At 54.5% G+C, this 20,968-nt stretch carries 19 protein-coding genes; 6 read left to right on the forward strand and 13 right to left on the reverse strand.

What is annotated here, in order from left to right:
• Positions 1–28: 28 nt before the first annotated feature.
• From AV656_RS07385 to AV656_RS07400, 4 genes are all read left to right on the forward strand, one after another.
• Positions 29–901, forward strand: a complete 873-nt coding sequence (locus AV656_RS07385) for a putative RNA methyltransferase (protein WP_156484813.1) — start codon at positions 29–31, stop codon at positions 899–901.
• A gap of 205 nt (positions 902–1,106) precedes the next feature.
• Positions 1,107–1,904: an ABC transporter substrate-binding protein gene (locus tag AV656_RS07390; protein WP_063180405.1), complete on the forward strand. Its 798-nt coding sequence runs from the start codon at positions 1,107–1,109 to the stop codon at positions 1,902–1,904.
• 94 nt (positions 1,905–1,998) lie between these two features.
• Complete coding sequence (locus tag AV656_RS07395; protein WP_063180408.1) at positions 1,999–2,664, forward strand: amino acid ABC transporter permease; 666 nt, start codon at positions 1,999–2,001, stop codon at positions 2,662–2,664.
• Positions 2,651–3,373, forward strand: a complete 723-nt coding sequence (locus AV656_RS07400) for an amino acid ABC transporter ATP-binding protein (protein ID WP_063180412.1) — start codon at positions 2,651–2,653, stop codon at positions 3,371–3,373. The genes AV656_RS07395 and AV656_RS07400 overlap by 14 nt, the downstream gene beginning before the upstream one ends.
• Before the next feature lie 395 nt (positions 3,374–3,768).
• Here the strand turns inward: AV656_RS07400 and AV656_RS07405 are convergent, their stop codons facing one another.
• Complete coding sequence (locus AV656_RS07405) at positions 3,769–4,764, reverse strand: ornithine cyclodeaminase family protein (protein ID WP_063180415.1); 996 nt, start codon at positions 4,762–4,764, stop codon at positions 3,769–3,771.
• A 28-nt stretch (positions 4,765–4,792) separates the two neighbouring features.
• Positions 4,793–6,106, reverse strand: a complete 1,314-nt coding sequence (locus AV656_RS07410; protein WP_197462233.1) for an MFS transporter — start codon at positions 6,104–6,106, stop codon at positions 4,793–4,795.
• 148 nt (positions 6,107–6,254) lie between these two features.
• On the opposite strand from AV656_RS07410, the gene AV656_RS07415 reads away from it, so the two are divergent.
• On the forward strand, positions 6,255–6,794 hold the full coding sequence (locus AV656_RS07415; RefSeq protein ID WP_063180422.1) for a helix-turn-helix domain-containing protein: 540 nt from the start codon (positions 6,255–6,257) through the stop codon (positions 6,792–6,794).
• Positions 6,795–6,926: 132 nt separating this feature from the next.
• On the opposite strand, the gene AV656_RS07420 is transcribed toward AV656_RS07415, so the two are convergent.
• The 3 genes from AV656_RS07420 to hemG form a co-directional block, all read right to left on the reverse strand.
• Positions 6,927–8,234, reverse strand: a complete 1,308-nt coding sequence (locus tag AV656_RS07420; protein ID WP_063180425.1) for an MFS transporter — start codon at positions 8,232–8,234, stop codon at positions 6,927–6,929.
• A 106-nt stretch (positions 8,235–8,340) separates the two neighbouring features.
• Positions 8,341–9,531, reverse strand: coding sequence for a MalY/PatB family protein (locus AV656_RS07425; RefSeq protein WP_063180428.1), 1,191 nt, complete (start codon positions 9,529–9,531; stop codon positions 8,341–8,343).
• Between the two features lie 161 nt (positions 9,532–9,692).
• Positions 9,693–11,075, reverse strand: a complete 1,383-nt coding sequence (hemG, locus tag AV656_RS07430; RefSeq protein ID WP_063180431.1) for a protoporphyrinogen oxidase — start codon at positions 11,073–11,075, stop codon at positions 9,693–9,695.
• A 161-nt stretch (positions 11,076–11,236) separates the two neighbouring features.
• Between hemG and AV656_RS07435 the strand changes: the two genes are divergently transcribed.
• Entirely contained in the window at positions 11,237–11,782 is a 546-nt protein-coding gene (locus AV656_RS07435; protein WP_063180432.1) for a phosphoribosyltransferase family protein, read from the forward strand.
• Between the two features lie 70 nt (positions 11,783–11,852).
• Here the strand turns inward: AV656_RS07435 and AV656_RS07440 are convergent, their stop codons facing one another.
• The 8 genes from AV656_RS07440 to AV656_RS07475 all read right to left on the reverse strand — a co-directional run bounded on the left by AV656_RS07440 (position 11,853) and on the right by AV656_RS07475 (position 20,693).
• Positions 11,853–12,758 (reverse strand): DNA-3-methyladenine glycosylase family protein, encoded by a 906-nt coding sequence (locus AV656_RS07440; protein WP_082818649.1) that lies wholly within the window; start codon positions 12,756–12,758, stop codon positions 11,853–11,855.
• 70 nt (positions 12,759–12,828) lie between these two features.
• A complete protein-coding gene (gene nagA / locus AV656_RS07445; protein WP_063181308.1) occupies positions 12,829–13,992 on the reverse strand; it encodes an N-acetylglucosamine-6-phosphate deacetylase in 1,164 nt (387 codons plus the stop codon).
• Between the two features lie 19 nt (positions 13,993–14,011).
• Positions 14,012–14,845: a MurR/RpiR family transcriptional regulator gene (locus AV656_RS07450; protein WP_063180434.1), complete on the reverse strand. Its 834-nt coding sequence runs from the start codon at positions 14,843–14,845 to the stop codon at positions 14,012–14,014.
• Positions 14,846–14,858: 13 nt separating this feature from the next.
• Positions 14,859–15,764: an ROK family protein gene (locus tag AV656_RS07455; RefSeq protein ID WP_063180436.1), complete on the reverse strand. Its 906-nt coding sequence runs from the start codon at positions 15,762–15,764 to the stop codon at positions 14,859–14,861.
• A 106-nt stretch (positions 15,765–15,870) separates the two neighbouring features.
• Positions 15,871–17,562, reverse strand: coding sequence for an FAD-binding protein (locus tag AV656_RS07460; RefSeq protein WP_063181309.1), 1,692 nt, complete (start codon positions 17,560–17,562; stop codon positions 15,871–15,873).
• Positions 17,563–17,596: 34 nt separating this feature from the next.
• On the reverse strand, positions 17,597–19,090 hold the full coding sequence (locus AV656_RS07465; RefSeq protein WP_063180438.1) for a sodium:solute symporter: 1,494 nt from the start codon (positions 19,088–19,090) through the stop codon (positions 17,597–17,599).
• 20 nt (positions 19,091–19,110) lie between these two features.
• Entirely contained in the window at positions 19,111–19,977 is an 867-nt protein-coding gene (locus tag AV656_RS07470; RefSeq protein ID WP_063180440.1) for an N-acetylneuraminate lyase, read from the reverse strand.
• A gap of 35 nt (positions 19,978–20,012) precedes the next feature.
• Positions 20,013–20,693, reverse strand: coding sequence for an N-acetylmannosamine-6-phosphate 2-epimerase (locus tag AV656_RS07475; RefSeq protein WP_063180442.1), 681 nt, complete (start codon positions 20,691–20,693; stop codon positions 20,013–20,015).
• Between the last annotated feature and the right edge of the window lie 275 nt (positions 20,694–20,968).

The raw sequence follows: 20,968 nt of genomic DNA on the forward strand, positions 1-20,968 counted from the left end.
TAAACTGTACGGAAAAGAAGGTGCTCACATGTCAAAACGGACAGACGGAGCAAGGCGGGCATCCAATATTGTCCATGCGCTGAAATGCCCGGTCTGCGGAAATCCGGTCCGGGTCGAAGAAGGCGGACGTCTCCAATGCCGGGAAAGCCATTCATTTGACTTTGCAAAACAGGGTTATGTAAATGTACTGACCCGGCCAGCGGCAGGCCACTATAATAAGGAACTGTTTGAGGCAAGACGACGGATTATGAGGGACAGCGGCTTGTATGCTCCGTTCCATGAGGCAGCGGCTGATCTGATCCGGGAATTCCACGTTCCTGCATCCGCGCCATCTGTCATCGCCGACATTGGCTGTGGCGAAGGTACACATCTTCACCGCGTTCTGGAGGAGCTCAGCGGGCTGAATGTGGCCGGAGCGGGTCTCGACATTGCCAAGGAAGGCGTGCAGCTGGCAGCAAGAGATTTTCAGAATGCTGTATGGCTCGTCGGTGACCTGGCCCAGTCTCCGTTTGCGGACGGCTCCATCAACACCATCCTAAACATCCTCTCCCCTTCCAACTATGAAGAATTCACCAGGATGCTCGCACCCGGAGGAAGGCTCATCAAAGTTGTTCCGGGTGCAGGCTACCTGAAAGAACTGCGGGAAACCCTCTATTCAGATGAAAGACGGACCTATTCCAATGAAGAAACAACCGGGCTGTTCGACCGGAATTTTCGCCGCACGGAGACCATTCCCCTCCGCTACTCCGTCCGGCTCGGACGCGCGCAGCTTGAAGATCTGGTGCGCATGACTCCGCTTTCCTGGTCGCCGGACCCCGAAGCGGTCAGAAATTTTCTTGCCCGTGAGTCCGCAGAGATTACCGTTGAGCTGGATCTCCTGGTCGGAGAACCGAACGACTAGGACATTAGAAACGGCACTACGGTATTAATCATTGTTTCACCTAAGATCATCAATAACGACACTCAACGTCTCACCCTTCTCTGCAGACTAAAACCGATTTCTCATATGAAATCGGTTTTTTGCATGAATTTGCACTTTACAGAGTGGGTCTAACAGTCTATAATCATCTCAACGAATAATTATACAAACTACGGAGGTTTTATACATGTTTAAAAAAGCACTCTTTGCATCGGTCGCATCCGCGACACTGTTCCTCGCAGCATGCGGCTCTGGCGGCGATTCGACATCCGGCGACACAGCGGATACATCAGCAGACAGCACAGAAACAAAAGTCCTGAAGATGGGCACTTCCGCCGACTTCCCGCCATTTGAATACCGTGATGAAGCCGGCAAGGAAATCGGATTCGACATCGATCTTGCCAACCATATTGCAGACGAACTCGGATATGAGCTGGAGATTAACGACATGAAATTCGATGGTCTGATCGGCGCCCTCAACACGGGCCGCGTCGACATGGTCCTCTCCGGCATGAGCGCGACTGATGAGCGAAAGAAAAACGTCGACTTCTCGACCGAGTACAACCGCTCCGGTGAATTCTTCGTCACCACTCCGGATTCCGACATCAAGTCCATCGAAGACCTCGAAGGCAAAACGGTCGGCGTCCAGCTGGGAACAATCCAGGAAGACGGTGCAAAGCGTCTGAAGGAGAACGAAGGGATCAACTTCGAACTCAAGTCACTCGATAACTCCCTCCTTCTCATCCAGGAACTGAAGACAGGACGTATCGATGCCGCCTATATGGATAAATCCGTTGCGGTCGGCCACGTGGAAGAACAGGGTCTCGGCGGATTCGACGACCCCACGACAAGCTCTCCGGGCATGGCGGTCGCCTTCCCTAAAGACAGTGACCTTGTCGAGGACGTAAATAAGGTTCTTGCCGAAATGGAAGAAGACGGCACACTCCAGGAACTGAAGGACAAGTGGCTGACCGACCAGGAATAAGCCTTACGGCAGGGGTTGCCCGAACATCCGGCAGCCCCTTTTCCTATCCAAACTTCCCGCCAGAACGGGATGACAGAAAAGAGTTGAATCCATCATGAATCTTGATTTCACACAGATGACCCCCTATATTCCATACATGCTCGAAGGCATCTGGGTCACGCTGAAATTCGTTGCAGTCGCCCTTGTGATCGGTGCACTGATCGGGACACTGCTCGCCCTGTTCAAAATCAGCGGTCCCGCTCCGCTGCGGGCATTCGCAGTGGCCTATACATCCATCTTCCGAGGGACGCCGCTTATCCTCCAGCTGATGCTGATTTATTTCGCGGTCCCTCAGCTCACGGGCTATGACATCACTCCGTTCCTGTCGGCAATCACGGCATTCGGCCTGAACTCCGCAGCTTATATATCTGAGATCATCCGTGCCGGCATTCAGGCAGTCGACAAAGGACAGATTGAGGCTGCACAGGCCCTCGGCGTTCCATACCGCGCAATGATGAAGGACATTATCCTGCCGCAGGCATTTAAAAATATCCTGCCTGCGCTCATGAACGAAGTCATCACCCTCACGAAGGAATCCGCACTCGTCTCGACAATCGGCTACCTTGATCTCATGCGCCGGGCACAGGTCGTCGGAGCCAGCATGTACCGCCAGTTCGAGCCGTTGCTGTTTGTCGGGCTCATCTACTGGGTTCTCGTCATGATTCTCACGCTCATCGGGCGCAAGATCGAAAGGAGGCTGAAGGCAAGTGATATCCGTTAAGGGACTCGTTAAATCATTTGGTGACCTGAAGGTCCTGAAAGGCATCTCCACAGAAGTTGACACCGGCCAGGTGATCGCCGTCATCGGCCCTTCCGGATCCGGCAAGTCGACGTTCCTCCGCTGCCTGAACAAACTGGAGGAACCGACCGGCGGAACAGTCGAGATCGCCGGCTTTAACATCACCGACAAGAAATCCGATATCCGGGCCGCTCGCCAGGAAATCGGCATGGTGTTTCAGCACTTCCATCTGTTCCCCCACCTCACCGTCCTCGGCAACCTGACGTATGCCCCCATGAAAGTGAAGGGGCTCAGCAAAGCTAGTGCAGAGGAAAAGGCACGCACCCTCCTCAAGCGGGTCGGCCTTTCCGACAAGGCGGATTCTTATCCGGCCAGTTTGTCCGGCGGCCAAAAACAGCGTGTTGCGATTGCCCGGGCACTCGCGATGGAACCGAAGCTGATGCTGTTTGATGAACCGACGTCCGCGCTCGACCCGGAGATGGTCAAGGAAGTGCTCGATGTCATGAAGGATCTCGCAAAAAGCGGGATGACAATGATTGTCGTCACTCACGAAATGGGCTTTGCCCGCGAAGTTGCTGATCGCGTCCTGTTCCTTGACCAGGGCAAACTGGTCGAGGAAGGCACACCAGACGAATTCTTCAGCAATCCGAAGACTGACCGCGCGAGGGACTTTCTCGAGAAAGTGCTCTAATAGTGAAGGCGATGCCCGCGAGGCATCGCTTTTTCCTATAATGGCCTGTTGAGGAGGCCACTGTCCCAATATTAGCTCCGGCCAGGTGATGGTTTCGTCATTCATGAGCTCAATTTCATCATTCGTGAAATCAATTTCGTCGTTCACGCCTCCAGTTTCGTCATTCGCCGACGAAATCTAAGCCAATGACGAAACCGGGCTGCCGAATGACGAAACTTTAGGAGCGAAAGAAGAAACCGCTACAGCAACCACATGCCGCGCCACTGAAATCATAAAAAAAAACAACATTCAAAAGCTGTCACTCAAATTTTTGAGCTACAGCTTTTTTGATCGTGTCTGCGATAAATAACCACGCAGCAAAAAAAGACCGGCAGCGATGCCGGCCTTCCGAACACTTACACCTCAACCTGTACGCCATGTCCCCCGGCTTCCGCCTTCCGGTAAACACCCTTGGCCACCGCAAGGTCGTAGTAGGCAGCACCGACACATTTGAAGAAAGTGATTTCTTCATCTTTCTCCCGGCCGCGCACTTGACAGGTCACAAGGTGGACCAGTTCTCCGTGCAGGTCATTAAATGACCAGGCTCCGGAGCGCTCGGCATGGATCAGTTCCCCTGCCTCCTCTTTTACGCCATGGAGGTCATCCGCAATGATCTTTGAACAGCGGCGGATGAACGTTTCGTCCACTTCCCGCATATGGGGCAAGTAGGAGCCGACTCCGTTCACATGCGTGCCCGGACGGGTGGCTTCACCATCGAATACCGGTTTCTCGGACCGTGTCGCGCAGTTGATGATATCCGCGCGCTTTACCGCCTCATTGACATCATCAATGATCTTGACCTTCGCCTCTGCAGAAATCCTTCCTTCTCTGCGAAGCCGCTCGCCGAATGCTTCGGCCTTCGAGCGTGTCGGATTAACCAGCAGGATTTCCCGGATATTCCGGACGGCCAGCACACCGAGCACCTGCTCGAAGGCCATTCCTCCTGTCCCGATCACACAGAGGACCGACGAATCTTTTCTTGCGAGGCGGTCTGTTGCCAGCCCGCTCATCGCCCCGGTCCTGAGCCTCGTCAGATAAGACGCGTTCAGCATCGCCAGGTGTCGGCCGTCAGTTGCATCGGTCACAAGCACAACGCCCTGCGTTGTCGGCAGTCCGTTTGTCTTTGGATTCTCAGGAAAAATGGTCACCGTCTTGTTTGCCGCAATTCCTTCCTCCAGATCTGCACACGGCATGTAGAGGACTGAAGCACTCCGCTCCGGGAAACCGATGACTGTACGGAGCGGGTTGTCGATCTTCCCGCCTGCAAGTGATCTGAGCGTCGCTTCCACATCGGGAATCGCATCGTCCATCCCGTACATGTCCATAATCTGCTGTTCGTTCATGATGATCAATTCTATTCACCCTTTTATGGCAGCCGCATCAGACCAGCTGCTTTTCTGTGATGTTCGCCTTGCTTCCGGCGGCAGGAACTTCCTCATCCAGCTGCTGGTTGCTTCGGTCACGTACGGCCCAGATGGCGACAAGCGAAACGACCGCCGTGAAGATAATGTATAGCGCGACAGGCACGTAGGAGTTATTGAACTGGAGCAGAAGCGCTGTCGCGATGAGCGGAGCCGTCCCCCCTGCAACCGCTGCACCGATCTGATAACCGAGTGTGATGCCTGTGTACCGCACTTCAGCCGAGAAGATTTCAGAGAACATGGTTCCGAGTACAGCCGTGATCGGTGCCCAAATAATCCCGAGCCCGATGATGGTCGCGAGGAACATCATGATATTAGACCCTTCATGGAGCATCCAGAAGTACGGGAATGCAAATAGGATCATGCCGACTGCTCCCCAGATGTACAGCGGCTTGCGGCCGACTCTGTCGGACAGCTTGCCCATAATCGGGATGAGGATGGTCGTGATAATGGTAGCAACCATGACGGCATTCAGCACTTCATTATTCGTGTGGCCGACATTGCTCGTTGCGTACGACACGACGAATGTTCCGAAGATGTAGAACGGTGCGGTCTCAACGACTTTAGCCCCGACCGCGATCAGCACTTCACGCCAGTGATGCTTAAGTGTATGGACGAGCGGAACTTTCGGGGCGGAACCTTCCGCCTGGACTTTCTTGAACGACGGCGTTTCTTCAATCCCTTTCCGGATCCAGAGACCGAAAATGACAAGCAGCGCACTCAACAGGAACGGCACGCGCCAGCCCCAGCTCATGAACGCGTCTTCCGGCAGGAGCGTCATGACCGACAGTGCCAGTGTTCCGAGAACCATGCCGATCGTGACCCCCATCTGCGGCACGGATCCAAAAAAGCCCCGCTGATCCTTTGGTGCATACTCCACCGCAAGCAGCATGGCGCCACCCCATTCTCCGCCGATGCCCAGCCCCTGGATCAGGCGGAGCGTAATGAGAAGAATCGGAGCCCAGATCCCGATTGCATAGTACGTCGGCAGAAGCCCCATGGCGAATGTCGCAATCCCCATCAGGCTGAGCGTCAGGACGAGTGTCTTCTTCCGCCCGATCCGATCACCGATATGGCTGAAGATCACCCCGCCAAGCGGACGGATAAAGAACGACAGTGCAAATGAAGCATAAGCCAGGATCAATCCGATCGACGGATCTTCCGCCACGAAGAACATCGTATTAAAGACGAGCGCAGCAACCGTTCCATACAGGAAGTAGTCGAACCACTCAATGGAGCTTCCGACGAGGCTTGCAATCAGCACTCTCCTCATGTCCTTGTCTTTCAAATGAATTCCCCCTAATCCCCTTATAAAAGTTGAAGCTCCCCTTCAATTGAAGTGCCACTTCAATTATGCTACCATCATAAGTGAGCATGAAAACGTTGTCAATATAGTTATTAGAATATTAGGAGACCTTACATTGGACCATACACTGGGACAGAAAATCAAATCCATCCGCAAGGACAAACAGAAAACCCTAAAGCAGGTAGCGGAACAAACAGGATACTCCATCAGTTTCCTTTCGCAGCTGGAACGCGGCAAATCCTCTGCGACACTTGAATCCCTGAAGAAAATTTCGATAGCGCTGGGCGTCAGTCCCGGACATTTCTTCGAAGAGGAAGACGGAAACCCGGAACCGGACGGTACAAATATGGAAGAACGCATTTCCGCGTACGGCGTACACTACCGTAACCTGGCGCCCCGCTTCAGTGGGTCGGACTTCATACCGATGCAGGTAACGCTCGAACCAGGCCAGAACGGCGGTCGGCCAATCACCCATGCGGGACACGAGTTCGTCTTTGTCCTGGAAGGCACACTGACTGTGGAAATTGGAGAAGAGCTCACAGAACTGACCTCCGGCCAATCACTTTTCTATGACGCCCGTCAACCTCACTACTGGTACAACAGAAGTGTTGATCGTACTGTGTTCCTCTGTATCTCTTCAGATACAGGCAGATAAACTTGCCTAATTCCAGATACTGCTGCTATCCGGAAACAAAAATCTAATGGCTTTAAAAACGAGAAAAGCGATGCCCCGCCGGCATCGCTTCTGTCTGTTTCCCTGCTAGTTCAAGAATTGGAGTACATTCTGTCAGGCCACTGCCTGCTTCCCGCGCCCTCTCAGCGACCAGATCACGACGGGGATCAGCAACAGTGACAGGATACCGCCGCCGAGCGCCATGGCACCAAATCCTGTATAAGCTGCGATGACACCCGAGAGCATCCCGCCAGTAGCGCCGGACAGGGCGATCAGGACATCGACCGAGCCTTGGGTCTTGGCCCTAACCGAAGGAGCGGTCGCATCGACGATCATCGCAGTGCCGCTGATCAGACCGAAGTTCCAGCCCAACCCAAGAAGCCCCAAAGCTGCATACAGACCGAAAAGTGAATCCGGCGGTGAGTAAGCGGCTGCGGCACCAGCCGCAAGCAGCGTGACTCCTGCTGCCGCAGCCATGATGTTTCGGCCGATTCTGTCGACCAGGATGCCCGTCATGAGTGACGGAAGATACATCAGTGCGATGTGAACACCGATCACAGAACCCACTGCGGACAGGGCGTGCCCGTGCTGTTCCATATGCACGGGCGTCATCGTCATGACCCCTGTCATGATCAGCTGGGTGACCACCATGACCGTCGCCCCAGCGATGACCCCTCTCCGGTCTGATTCACCGACCGTTGAAGAATCCCCATTTTCCGCAGTTGCTGCCTGCCGGCTGGCTTCAAGGGCATTGGCAACAAGCAGTGGGTCTGGCCGGAGAAGGGTCAGGAGAACCAGCCCTGCAGCCAGGTAGGCAGCTGCCGCAAGAATGAACGGTCCTGCCAGCGGCGGTATCCCGATTGACGAGGCAAACTCCCCCATGACTCCGACCATGTTGGGTCCGGCAACTGCTCCAACCGTTGTCGAGACAAGGGCAATGCTGACAGCAGTTGCCCGTTGCTTCGGACCGGCGAGGTCAGTCCCCGCGTAGCGGACCTGCAGGTTAGTCGCCGAGCCCGCTCCGTAAATAAACAGTGCTGCAAATAACAGCCAGATGTTTTCCATCATAGTCGCCGTGATCACACCGACAGCACCCAAAGAGCCTGCAAGAAAACCTCCGGCAAGGCCGAACCGTCGACCCGACCTCTGGGAAAGGCGTCCGACGATCAGCGCTGAGAGCGCGGCTCCTAATGTAAACAGCGCAGTCGGCAGGCCGGCCATGCTGTCTGTCCCAAGCATATCCCGGGCGATCAGCGCACCGACCGTAATGCCTGCAGCGAGCCCCGCTCCGCCGAATATCTGGGAGAGGACGACAATAGACAGCGTACGCTTATACAGCCTGCTGACTTGCTCCGGGGACTGTGTGTATTCTTGGTACAGATTTAATCCCTGTCCCTCCGGCTTTCTTTTCCCCTTACCCATTTAAGCCCCTCTTTTCCTTTTACATTTCCCTCACTTTAACGATACGAATGCTTTCTGTCTATGCCATTTAATCATAAGAGGACCGGCAGATGCCGGTCCTCTCTGATCATGCAGTCGTGCCCTGGTGCTTCTTGACCGCTTCGTCTATTCTCTTGAGCGCTTCCTCAAGCGTCTGCCTCGTGCAGGCCAGGTTCACGCGGACGAACCCTTCTCCGCCCGGGCCGAAGATATGCCCCTGGTTCAGGCCGACTTTGGCTTCTTTGGCCATAAATGTTTCGAGTTCTTTATTACTCAGGCCGAGCGCACGTGCGTCCACCCATGCGAGATAGGTCGATTCAAGCGGGTAGACCCTGAGTTCGGAGATATTCGTCTCCGTATAGTCTTTCAAATAGTTGTAGTTGTCCCGGATGTAGTCGAGCAGCCCTTCCAGCCATTCTTCTCCTTGGCGGTATGCCGCAATTGTCGCCGCAGCCCCGATCGGCGATGAGCCGCCGATCGCGTACTTTTGCATCTCCGTGTTGAACGTTTTACGAAGCTGCTCATTCGGAATGATAATGTTGGACGTATGCAGGCCTGCAAGGTTAAACGTCTTGCTCGGCGCCGTGCACGTCACACTGATTGCAGCAAGCTTGTCCGAAATGCTCGCAAACGGTGTATGGGGCTGGTCGCCGAGAATCAGATCCCCGTGGATTTCATCGGAAATGACGGTGAGGCCATGGCGTAAACAGATGTCTCCAAGGCGTTGCAACTCCTCAGGCGTCCAGACCCGTCCTGACGGATTCTGCGGGTTGCACAGGAACAGGAGTTTCGCACCGCTTTCTTCAATTTTCGTCTCCAGGTCGTCAAAGTCCATTTCATAGCGTCCATCCCGGTCAATGAGCGGGTTATGCACGACTTTCCGGCCGTGGTTTTCTGCCGCCTTCATGAATGGGTAATAGACCGGCGGCTGCACGATCACCGAATCGCCCTGCTCCGTGTAGCTGAGCACGGCCATGTTCAGGGCGTTGACGATGCCAGGCGTTTGGGTGATCCATTCCCCATCGATTTCCCAGCCATGGCGCTTCTTCATCCAGCCACTGACCGCATTCTTATACTCTTCAGAGCGGAGTGTGTAACCGAAAATCCCATGGTCCGCGGTCTTTTTGATCGCTTTAACGACCTCGTCCGGTACGCGGAAATCCATATCCGCCACCCAAAGAGGAAGAACATCATCGGAGCCGAAAAGATCCTTCACGGCGTCCCATTTCGCGCTCGCTGTCCCGCGGCGCTCGACAGTCTCATCAAAGTTATAAGTCATCTTTGCTGCCCCCTAATCTAAGTAAAGGAACCGGCCACAGGTCTTCCGGTAACCGGTTCCGCTTACTATACACTTTACCTCTTTTCAGCGCTCAATAGCCACTTCCCACTTCTTCTGAATAAGCCGAAATGGTCAGCCCCTTACAGGGGTCTGACCATTTGTTAATTCCCAAATACTTTCTCCGCCTTTTCCCTGCCGTCCGCAACGCAAAGACCGATGCCGACTCCGTGGAACGATGCCCCGGCGATCTGGACATTCGGATAGGATGCTGAAAGGAACTGTTCCAGTTCTTCCACCGCCGCCCGGTGACCGAGGCCATACTTCGGCATGAGGCCGAGCCATGGCGTGATTTCAACTACTGAAGGCTCCGCGTCCAGACCCAGGCTTTCCTTCAGGTCACGGCGTGCGAGGGCAATCAGGTCCTCCCTGTCCATTGCAGAGATTTCTTCGAATTTCGGATTGGAGTTTTTGTAGAAGAGCCTGACAAGAAGACGGCCCTCAGGCGATGTATGTGTCCATTTCCTGCTTGTCCATGTGCAGGCATCGCAGACGACATGACCGTTTCCGGCATTGATAAATCCGGTGCCGTCGGCCGGGAGCTCAGAATCCGGAAGATCGTAGCCCAGGTACATCGTCAGGATCGAGGCGTTGCTGAAGGTGTCGAATACCTCCTCCGGCGCGGCCTGGCCGAGAAGCCCCCGTACCTGGGAATCCGGCAGTGCAAGAATGACCCCGTCGGCTAAGAGTTCCCCATGGCCTTCAACCGATACGGCATAGCTGTTCCCATCTTTTTCAAGGCGCTCCGCCCTGGCCCCTTTCAAAATCCGGACGCCGGACATTTCCTCTTCCATCCGGTCAATCAGAACAGATAATCCCCCGTCGAACGACAGGAATTTCTTGTTCGCCTGTGACTGGAACTTTTCACGGTTCGCACCGAGCCCGCGGATGATGCTGCCGTACTTGTTTTTGTAGTCCAGCAGGTATGGCAAGGTCGATCCAAGTGTCAGCGAATCAAGAGAACCCGAGTAGACTCCGGAAAGCACGGGTGCCACCTGGCGCTCAACCAGCTCATCGCCGAGGAACGCTCTCAGAAACGCGCCGATGGGGCTGTCCTTTGTGAATTCATGCTCGGTCTTTTCGAAATCCTTAAGCGCCGCCCGCTTCCCTTCCTCGGAAACGAGTGTCGATGCCATGAGAGATTTCTCATCCATCGGGATGCCGAACACCGTATCCGCCGGGATGGCATGCAGTTCCCCGTCCCGGTAAAGATAAGAAATTCCCGTCGCATTATGGACAACACGATCCATGAGACCAAGTTCCTCCACCAGTTTCCCGACCGCTTCGTGGCGTGACACGATCGAATCCGCACCTGCCTCCATGATGAATCCGTCTTCCTGAAGCGTCCACAATTTGCCGCCAAGCCGCTCCTCCGCTTCGATAAGTGTAATTTGGATGTCTTGTTCGGATTCTCCGGCCAGTTTGTTCAGCCTGTGCGCAGCGGACAGTCCGGTGATGCCTCCGCCGATCACGATAAAACGTTTCAAAATCATCCGCTCCTTTAAACGACTCTCTACCAGCAAGTTTACACCGTTTTGCTCAAGCGATGCGACTTGCACACAGACAGTTTTGTGACAGAGACCCGCCATAAAGGGGTAAACTGTAGGTGAACCCAATCTTCAATCCGAAACCCGAAAGGAAGGACTTCATGCGGAATACGTACAAATTAACCATCGGAACCGTCACCCGCGAACTGCCGCTTGTCTGGGTTTCCGAAGAACTCCGGATCGCCAGCTTCGTCATCCTCGGTGACAGCCAAATCGTGGCGGAAGCCGGATCCCTCATCGCAGACAAACTGCCTGAAGTGGATTTCCTCGTGACCGCCGAAGCCAAAGGCATCCCCCTCGCCCATGAAGTCGCCAAGCTCAAGGGAATGCCCCGTTACATCGTGGCCAGAAAAAGTGTGAAAGCGTATATGGAAGAGCCGTTTGTTGCGACCGTGACCTCAATCACAACCCACAAACAGCAGAAGCTCGTCCTGGATGGTCAGGATGCCGCTTTAATCAGAGGAAAACGAGTCGCTCTGATTGATGACGTCATCAGCACCGGCGACTCCCTGCGTGCGCTTGAAGCCCTCGTCACAGAAGCCGGCGCCGAAGTCGTTGCCCGTGCCGCTATCTTGGCCGAAGGAGATTCGGCTGATCGCGAAGACATCATCTATCTCGAAAAGTTGCCGCTGTTTCCGGCTGAATGAATATGCGAAAAAAGGCGGTTCCGACTTTGCGGAACCGTCTCTTTTATTGAATCGTTGATGATTACAAAGTTCAGCCCTGCTCCATCTCGCTGCCCAGATAGCGCCACAGATAAAACGTCGCATAAGCGCGCCAGCCCTTCCACGGTTCAGCGAATGTCTCAACTTCCGGGAGGGTCGGTTTCCGGTCAAGACCTGCGACAAGCTTCAGGGCGTTATGAAGCCCGACATCGGCCGCCGGATAGGCATCGGGAGAGCGCAGGCAACGCATGAGGACATAGTTGGCCGTCCATGGGCCAATGCCCCGGATGGCGGTAAGCCGTTGCTCAATTGCCCGGTCATCACCAAGCGCCAGAAGCCCTTCCTTCGTGAGCTCTCCATCCGCAATCATCCTGGCGACGCCAATGATGTATTCACTCTTCCTGGCAGTGATCTTCAGTTCACGCAGTGCTTCCGGTTCAAGCCCCGCCACTGTCTCCACAGAAGGAAACAGGTAATGGGTCACGCCACCCGCTTCGATGGCTTGTCCGAATGTCTCGACAAACCTCCGCTTCAGCACATAGGCGAATGCAACCGTGATCTGCTGTCCGAGGATCGCCCAGACAAACGTCTCGAATAAATCGGGAATGCCGACGACACGTAGACCCTGATGCCGATGGACAGCATCCCGGAGTAGTGGGTCCCTCTCGCTCAGCTCATAAAACGGTACGAGGTCCCGAGCTAGGTCGAGCCAGTCGCGGATAAACCGCTCCACACCGGCTGCCGCCCCCTCCACTTCCCCGTCAATGTTGACCAGAATACCATCCGGATGCTGCTCCATCCCGAACAGGACCGGATTTCCTCCGACCTCAATAGCACGCGTCACCCTACCATCTCTGATATGGAACATGCACTCATCCGCGGAGCGCGACAGGTACTCCAGGCTTTCGGTAAAACTGAAGTCGTCAGGTGTGTCAATAAGCAAGCAAATGTCTGCCATCCGGCTTCCCCCCTTTTGGCTCATTGTACAGCAAAAGCGGCACTCCGGAGAGCACCGCCTTTCCATCTGCTTATTCCGCTTGAAACGCCACTTCTCCCCGGCAGATTGTAAGCATGACATTCAAGTCATCATCGACAAGAATCAGGTCAGCATCCTTCCCTTCACGGATACTGCCTTTCCGGTCATCGACGCCCAGCTGGCGGGCCGGGTTCCGCGATGCCATCGCCACAACGTCTTCCATTGTGACACCTTCAAACCCGAGCATGCGGCGGGCGCCTTCGTTCATCTTCAGGATACTGCCGGCAAGGGTTCCGTCCGCCAGTTCCGCGCGGTCTTCGGTCACCCTGACAGGCTGTCCGCCGAGTTCGTAATCCCCTGGCGGAAGGCCCTTTGCCCGCATGGAGTCCGTGATGAGGATGAGCCGCTCCGGCCCGATGTTCCTCCAGATCAGGCGAAGCATTTCCTTTTCCACATGAATGCCGTCCGCGATCAGTTCCGCTTTCAGCGCATCGAGAAGGAAAGCCGCTCCAACCACTCCGACATCTCGGTGATGGATGCCAGGCATCGCGTTGCACAGATGGGTCACCTGGCTGACGCCGTGCGCCGCGGCCTCTTCCATTCCGGCAAATCCCGTATCGGTATGTCCGGCTGAGACCACAACTCCCGAATTCGAAAGTTCCCGGATGAATGCGCCGTCCGGGTCATGTTCGGGGGCCATCGTGATGACTTTGATCCGCCCTCCGGCCATCTGCTGCCACTTCCCGAACAGTTCCGGGTCCGGTTCTGTTATGTAGGCTTCCGGCTGCGCACCGGCCCGCTTCTTCTCCACAAACGGACCTTCAAGGTGAACGCCGAGCACTTCCGCCTGTCCCGGCCGGTTCGGGTATTCCGCAACGTTCGTAAGTGCGTTGCCGATAGTTTCATGGGACTGGGTGATGGTCGTGGCGAGGAATGATGTCGTTCCTTCCGCGGGCAGGAAACGGGCCATCGAATCCAGAGCCTCTTCCGTCGCGTCCATAACGTCCGCTCCGTCCGCCCCGTGGATATGGCTGTCGATGAACCCAGGCAGCACGTTCATGGAAGAGCCGTCAATCTCCCTCACCTCTTTCGGAAGCCCCTCCGGGCGCTCGCCGGACACGCTGATGATCTTGCCGTCCCGGACGAGCACATAGCCATCCTCCAGAACACCTTCCTCAGCATAGACACTGGCTCCACTGATCAAAATCGGTTGCATTTCGCTCATCCTTCCCATGTCAGTACAGTTTCCCTGAGATACTGTCGGATACTTCCCGCTTTACCCGTTCAGCTTCTTCATAATTGTTCATCGTGAGGCCGGTGCAGATCAGGTCAACCAAGTACAGCTGCGCCACTTTCGAAACGAGAGATCCGCTGTCCAGCGGGCTTTCTTTCGCGGACGTCACCAGGATATGATCAGCATACCTGGTAAGCGGGGATTTTACATAGTTTGTCAGTGCGATCACCGTCGCCTTTTTCTCCTTGGCGACACTTACGGCATCGACAATATCCTTTGTTCCGCCTGTCAGGCTGATCGCGATCACGACGGATTTCTCGTTAAGAGAGGCTGCGCGCATCATCTGGAAGTGCGAATCCGTCACCACAGTTGTGTGCTTTCCGATCCTCATCAGGCGGTGCTGCATATCCAGACCGGCAATTCCGGATGAACCGATACCGAAGATCACGACATCGGCCGACCGGTCGATCGCTTCGATGCTCGCGGACAGTTCGTCATGGTCGACCACGTCATGAGTGTCCCGGATGGCCTGGACCATATTTTCCCGGATCCGTTCAAGATACGTTTCACCCTGGTCCGTACTGGCCTCTGCAATCTCCCTCGCGAACAGAAACTTAAAGTCCTGGAACCCTTTGTACCCGAGCTTTCTGAGAAAGCGGAGTGCCGTCGCCTCGGCCACCCCACTGGCTTCCGAGAACTCCGTCAGGGAATGATAGATCACCTGCTCAGGATGTTTGAGAATATAGGCATAAATCTTTTGTTCGGACTTGGTAAATTGATGTTTGTGCTGTTCCATGACAACAGACGGCCTTACGTTGCTGAGCGGACTGTTCATCCCCGTACCCCTTTCAGTTTATCCGGTTATCCATGAAATGACGGGCCGCTCCAAGCAGATTTGCCCGGTTGCCCTGTTCCGCCAGGCGGACTTCAAGCGATTCCCGGTGGTTTGGCATGACTTTCTTCCGGAGAGATTCCTCGATCGCACTTCTCAGAATCTCTCCCTGTTCGGAAACACCGCCTCCGATGATGATGCATTCGGGATTAAAAGTATGGACGAGGGACTGGAGGCCTGTCGCAATGTCATCCACCCAGCGTCCGAAAATCTTCAGTGCCCTGTCTTCCCCGTCCTTTACCAGTTCGAAGAAAGTCTGCAGATCCGGCTTATCCTCATACGCTTCACGGATCAGTGCGATCAGGGCAGATGCGGATGCGTATTGTTCGTAGCAGCCGCTGTTGCCACAAGTGCACGGTTTCCCGTTTGGGTAGAGCGAGATGTGTCCGATCTCACCTGCGGAAAAGGCAGCCCCGGTGAAAAGCCGGCCGTCCAAAAACAGCGCTCCACCAATCCCGGTCCCGATTGTCAGGCAGACAAAGTTCTGTACGCCGCGCCCTGCCCCTTTCCAATGCTCTCCGAGTGCGGTGCAGTTCACGTCATTCTCGACTGTCACCGTCAGCCCCGTATGCCGGCTGACCCGATCCGCAACAGGCGTACCCGTATAGCCCGGGATATTGTCCGTGGCGAACACGACTGAGCCGTTCCGGTTGTCGATCTGCCCCGCGGAGCTGATTGCGATTCCTTCTATATTAAATCGTTCCCGGATCCCGTCTGAGATGCTGCACACTTTCTCAACGACCGCCTCTCCTCCCAACCATGCCTCAGTCGGTGCGGAACCATGGTGGATCAGTTCACCAGCCCCGTTGAGAACTCCGTATTTAATGGATGTCCCGCCGATATCGATGACGCCAAGCATCATGATCTTCCCTCTTTTCCACTACTATTGTTATTCGCAATTCTTCCGTTGTCCATTGAAAAAGAGAAAAACCCGTGACAGGTTTTTCCCTTTGTCTGCCTTTCGGCTGTCATTCATTCAGGAATTCAAGATGCGGCTGCCCCTTCGGATCGGCCGAGACAAAGAGCCGGCGATTATACGCCTGGTCTTCATCCGGATAATCTTCACGGTAATGGGCGCCCCTGCTTTCTTTGCGCTCCAGCATCGCCAGCAGCAGGACACGGGAAAGCATCAGGAAATTCCGGGCTTTGAACGCCAGCTGGCGTTTATCCGGCCGGCTGAAGAGCAGCGGCAGGTCCACAGCCTGCTCCAGCTTACGGATTTCATCCAGCGCAGCTGTCAGCCCGCTTTCAGACCGTACGACGTTTGCGTGGTACCAAAGGATTTCCCGTATCTTCTCGGTCGCTTCCCTGGCGCGGTCCGCTGCGGCATCTGCATCCGACTCGGCATCCATGGCCGGATTGCCGAACATCGCGGATAGGCGTTCGGACGCCTGTTGCTCACCGGCAGTTCCGTGGCCGATACCGCCGATGTACCCGGCGCAGTGTTCGGCAGCCCGTTTCCCAAATACCATGCAGGCACCTGTGGAATTGCCGCCGAGACGGTTCGCTCCCTCGATGTTGCAGGAAAGTTCGCCGATGACGTAAAGTCCGTCAACGCCCGTACGTCCGTGCGGGTCAATGAACACTCCGCCATTGCTTGCATGGGCAAATGGGGCAATACGGATTTGATCTTCCGCCAAGTTAACGTTGCGTTCCTTCAGCCAATCCAGATAGACGGTATAAAACTCTTCCTTATTCTCATAGATGGCCGGGTCGAACAGCAGCCGGAACCCTTCCTCGTTACCGGTTTCGGTAATCCGCCTCATCATGGCGATATCGAAATACTTGGATTCCAGAGAATGGGTGAACGGTCCGTGGGTGCTCCGGATCTCGAGGCATTTCCTCAGGCTGAGCCCTTCCGGAAGCATCAGCCGAAGAAGGCTTTCCCCGTCCGCATCTACGATGTCCTTACAATACATCAGGGTGTGCTCGCCGAACAGCGTCTTATATTTAGGTGACGTGATGCCCGGGATGAATTGGATAAATTCCATGTTCACAAGGCGTGCCCCCGCCTCAAGCGCAAGGATATGTCCGGAGCCATCCACGTCATTCGGATTCAGGTTGTGCTTGTAAATCGATCCGAACCCGCCGGTCGCAAGAATGGCCGCTTTGCACCGGACAAGCACCAGATCATTATTTGCGTCAAGCAGCACGGCGCCAGTTACCCGGCCGTCTTCCTTGATCAGTGTCAGGATGACCGTCTTTTCCATTACGGAAAGCGTGTCATAGCGCGCGAAAATCTCGCCGACTTTCCTGCGGATGCGGTCCCAGTCGCTCAGCAGGTAGATATTGCGGGCATTCGGGGCGAAGCAGGCCTTCCGCTCTCCCTCCAGCTTCTTCGCGTCGACTCCGATCTCGGGATATTCTTTGACCCGCTCCGGAATTTCGCGGACGTACACTTCCGCAAGATCTTCCCTGTGCATGCCACGGCTCATCTCTTCAATGTCTTCAAGAAACGTCTGCTCGTCTTCTGCATCCTTCGTTACCTGGGTGCCGAGGGAGGCTTTCAGCGGATAGAAACTGGATCCGGACGCGATTTTCATCTTCGTCACCAAGTGCACCCGGTGCCCGAGATCAGAAAGTTCCTTGGCTGCCTTGATCCCGGCCAGGCCGCTGCCCGCGACAAGCACATCCGTTTCGACCGTTTTCTTGATCTCCACCCTGTTCACCATCCCTTCAGCATTGAATTTAAAATCAGTTGACCGCTTTGTCGTAATACGTCATATCTCCGTCTTCGGCTTTGCTTTTCTCTTTAAACAGCAGGCTGAATCCGTAACCGAAGATCAGAGAAGCGATCAGGTTGATGATCGAATATGCCCACAGAGTAATGTCTGTGAAGTAAGAAATGTAAATGGCAAGTACCGTTGTTGCGATAAATCCAAGAAGTGCGCCTTTGGCATTTGCCTTTTTCGTCATGACGCCGAGCGTGAACGTACCGCCGATGATGCCGAGCGCAAGCCCCATCAGTCCGTTGAACCATTCGTATGCCGAGCTGACATCGGAGTAGGCAAGCACGATGGCGAACGCAATCGAGAAGACCCCGACAAGCGCCGATACGACACGTGCAATCTTCGTGCTTTTCTCATCGCTCATGCCCGGCTTGAAAACATTCTGGATATCAAGTGTCCAGCTGGTTGCGACACTGTTAAGGCCAGTGGAAAGCGTAGACTGCCCGGCTGCGAACAGGCCGGCGATCAGGAGGCCGGAAATCCCGACAGGCAGTTCACTGACGATGTAGTTCGCGAAGATCAAGTCGCCCTTGCCCTCAGGCATGGAGCCGCCCTGCTGCGTATAGAACGTAAAGAGCGCAGTCCCGATAAAGAAGAACAGAGTCGCTGTTCCGAGGGACAGAATCCCGTTCATATACGTCATCTTGCTCATTTCCTTTGGATTATCCGTCGTCAGGTAGCGCTGGACCATATCCTGGCTAGAAATGTACGAGAATGCCGTCGAGAGGCCTGCACCGAAAATCAGGAGCAGGATACTGTTGTTGACGAAGTTCGGGTCAAATAGCGGCATGTCCGTGAAGAACTTCTCGTTTTCCGTGCCGGTCCTGAACACTTCGCCGATACCGCCATCAATCGAGAACAGCAGGAAGATCAGGGCGAAGATGCCGCCGCCGATCAGGACGACGCCCTGGATAAAGTCCGTCCAGAGCACGGATTTGATGCCGCCGAATGCGGAGTAAATCGTCGCGATGACACCCATGAAGAGGATGATCAGGACGGTATTGATCCCGGTGACCGCGCTCAGCGCGATTGCCGGCAGGTACATGATAATCGACATCCGGCCGATCTGGTAAACAATGAAGAGCACACTGCCGATCATCCTCATCTTTACGTCAAAGCGCCGCTCCAGATATTCATAGGCCGTGTCCAGATTCAGCTTCCGGTAGACCGGCAGGAAGAAGTAGATTGCAATCGGAACCGCGATGAACAGGCCGAGCTGCGCAAACCAAAGTTCCCAGGATCCGAGATAGGAGTTCCCTGCAAGAGACAGGAACGAAATCGGGCTGAGCAGCGTGGCAAACAAACTGACGGATGTGACCCACCATGGGATCGATCCATCCCCCTTGAAGAACTCTTTCCCCTGCATCTCCTTTTTCGCGACTGCAATCCCCACGTAAAGGATGAACAGCAGGTAAGCGAACAGAATCACGTAGTCAATGACTGCAAATGTACCACCCATACGATTTCCCCCTTAGCCGATCAGCAATATTTCGCTGCCATCGCTTTCGCGGTTTCGACTTTGTCTTCTGTCAGGCGCTTCATCGGCTTTCTGCAGTAGCCGGCGTCTACGCCCTTTGCCTTCAGGATTTCTTTGATTGTCTGGTAGAGGCCGTTTGCCAGGATTTCCGCGATCAGGTCGTTCGTCACTTTCTGGACTTCGCGGGCTTCATCGATACGGTTTTCCTTGGCAAGCGAGTAGATTTGCTTGGCGCGCTGTCCGTTGACGTTGAATGTACTGCCGATTGCGCCGTCCACGTTGAGGACCGCTGCCGAAAGCAGCATTTCGTCGAATCCGGAATAGATCAGCTTGTCCGGGAACGCATGGCGGATGCGCTCCAGAAGGAAGAAGTCCGGTGCCGTGAACTTCACGCCGATGACTTTCTCGTTCTCGAACAGTTCCGCGAATTGCTCAAGGTTCATGCTGACGCCTGTCAGTGCAGGAATCGAGTAGATGATCATCTTGTTGTCGACGTTCTCAAGGATCGTATTGTAGTAATCTTTGACTTCTTCAAAGTCAAAACGGTAATAAAACGGTGTGACAGCGGAGAGTGCATCGTATCCGAGGTCCGTAGCAAATTGGGCCAGTTCTACCGCTTCGTCGATGTCCAGCGCGCCGACCTGGGCGATCAGTTTGACCTCGTCCTTCACTTCATCCTTGACGATTTCAAACACTTTCTTTTTCTGGTCCGCAGACATCAGGAAGTTCTCCCCGGAGCTTCCGTTCACATAAAGGCCGTCCACTTTCTGCACATCGATATTGTGGCGCACGATTTCCCGCAGCCCTTTTTCATTTACCTTGCCGTTTTCATCAAACGAACAGATCAGTGCTGTATAAATTCCGTTCATTATACTCACCTTCCGATTATGTATTGGACTTGCCTTCATGCTTGGATGTCCATGGCATCCGCAAACTTTTTCGTGATCAGCTGAGGCCGGGTGATGGCTCCGCCCACCACGACTGCATGGGCGCCGATCTCAATCGCCTTCCGTGCTTTTTCCGGTGTGTCGATATTACCCTCCGCGATGACAGGAACAGTCACACGTGAGACGACTTCCTTCAATGCCTCAAGGGGCACATGACCTTCCGTGTAAGGTGTGTAGCCGACAAGGGTTGTGGCGACAATGTCGACGCCCGCCCGCTCTGCTTCAACCGCTTCATCAGCGCTCGAGCAGTCTGCCATAAACAGCTGGTCAGGGAATGCTGCCTTCACTTCCCTGAAAAATTCTCCGAATGTCTTTCCGTCGGGACGTGTCCTGCCGGTTGCATCGAACGCGATGACCCCGACGCCTTCTTCGTGAAGTTCAGCGATTTCCTTCATGGTCGGTGTGATAAAGACAGGGTGGTCACCGTAATTTTTCTTGATGATGCCGATCAGCGGCAGATCCACTTCCTTCTTGATCGCCCGGATATCCTTGACCGTATTGGCCCGGATGCCCGCAGCACCGCCAATTTCGGCCGCCAATGCCATCTTGCCCATGATATAGGAATCATGGAGCGGCTCATCCTCGAGCGCCTGGCAAGAGACGATCAGCCGGCCCTCAAGCCTTTCCAAAATGTCCATCCTGACTCTCCTACCTTCATCTTTAAAAACATTGAGGCCGCCTCATTGCGAAAAAAGCGACCAATAGTAAACGATTTCACGAGAAAAATATATCACTTTTGATAATTGGTTGTCAAAATTAATTATTAACATGACAGTTAATAGTCACATACTAAGCAGGATCGATTATCCCGCGCATGAAAAAAGGACTCTCCGAAGAGAGCCCTTTTAAGACGGTGAATCACAACCAGACAATCGCGCTGAAAAGGATCAGCAATGTTCAGACCAGATAGACG

Source organism: Bhargavaea cecembensis, assembly GCF_001619585.1.
Lineage (GTDB): Bacteria > Bacillota > Bacilli > Bacillales_A > Planococcaceae > Bhargavaea > Bhargavaea cecembensis_A.

Bases quoted from the DNA above. Each gene is read 5' to 3' on its own strand.
- AV656_RS07385 (WP_156484813.1), top strand. From the start codon at position 29: ATGTCAAAACGGACAGACGGAGCAAGGCGGGCATCCAATATTGTCCAT.
- AV656_RS07390 (WP_063180405.1), top strand. From the start codon at position 1,107: ATGTTTAAAAAAGCACTCTTTGCATCGGTCGCATCCGCGACACTGTTC.
- AV656_RS07395 (WP_063180408.1), top strand. From the start codon at position 1,999: ATGAATCTTGATTTCACACAGATGACCCCCTATATTCCATACATGCTC.
- AV656_RS07410 (WP_197462233.1), bottom strand. From the start codon at position 6,106: ATGAGGAGAGTGCTGATTGCAAGCCTCGTCGGAAGCTCCATTGAGTGG.
- AV656_RS07420 (WP_063180425.1), bottom strand. From the start codon at position 8,234: ATGGGTAAGGGGAAAAGAAAGCCGGAGGGACAGGGATTAAATCTGTAC.
- AV656_RS07425 (WP_063180428.1), bottom strand. From the start codon at position 9,531: ATGACTTATAACTTTGATGAGACTGTCGAGCGCCGCGGGACAGCGAGC.
- AV656_RS07435 (WP_063180432.1), top strand. From the start codon at position 11,237: ATGCGGAATACGTACAAATTAACCATCGGAACCGTCACCCGCGAACTG.
- AV656_RS07440 (WP_082818649.1), bottom strand. From the start codon at position 12,758: ATGGCAGACATTTGCTTGCTTATTGACACACCTGACGACTTCAGTTTT.
- nagA (WP_063181308.1), bottom strand. From the start codon at position 13,992: ATGCAACCGATTTTGATCAGTGGAGCCAGTGTCTATGCTGAGGAAGGT.
- AV656_RS07450 (WP_063180434.1), bottom strand. From the start codon at position 14,845: ATGAACAGTCCGCTCAGCAACGTAAGGCCGTCTGTTGTCATGGAACAG.
- AV656_RS07455 (WP_063180436.1), bottom strand. From the start codon at position 15,764: ATGATGCTTGGCGTCATCGATATCGGCGGGACATCCATTAAATACGGA.
- AV656_RS07465 (WP_063180438.1), bottom strand. From the start codon at position 19,090: ATGGGTGGTACATTTGCAGTCATTGACTACGTGATTCTGTTCGCTTAC.
- AV656_RS07470 (WP_063180440.1), bottom strand. From the start codon at position 19,977: ATGAACGGAATTTATACAGCACTGATCTGTTCGTTTGATGAAAACGGC.
- AV656_RS07475 (WP_063180442.1), bottom strand. From the start codon at position 20,693: ATGGACATTTTGGAAAGGCTTGAGGGCCGGCTGATCGTCTCTTGCCAG.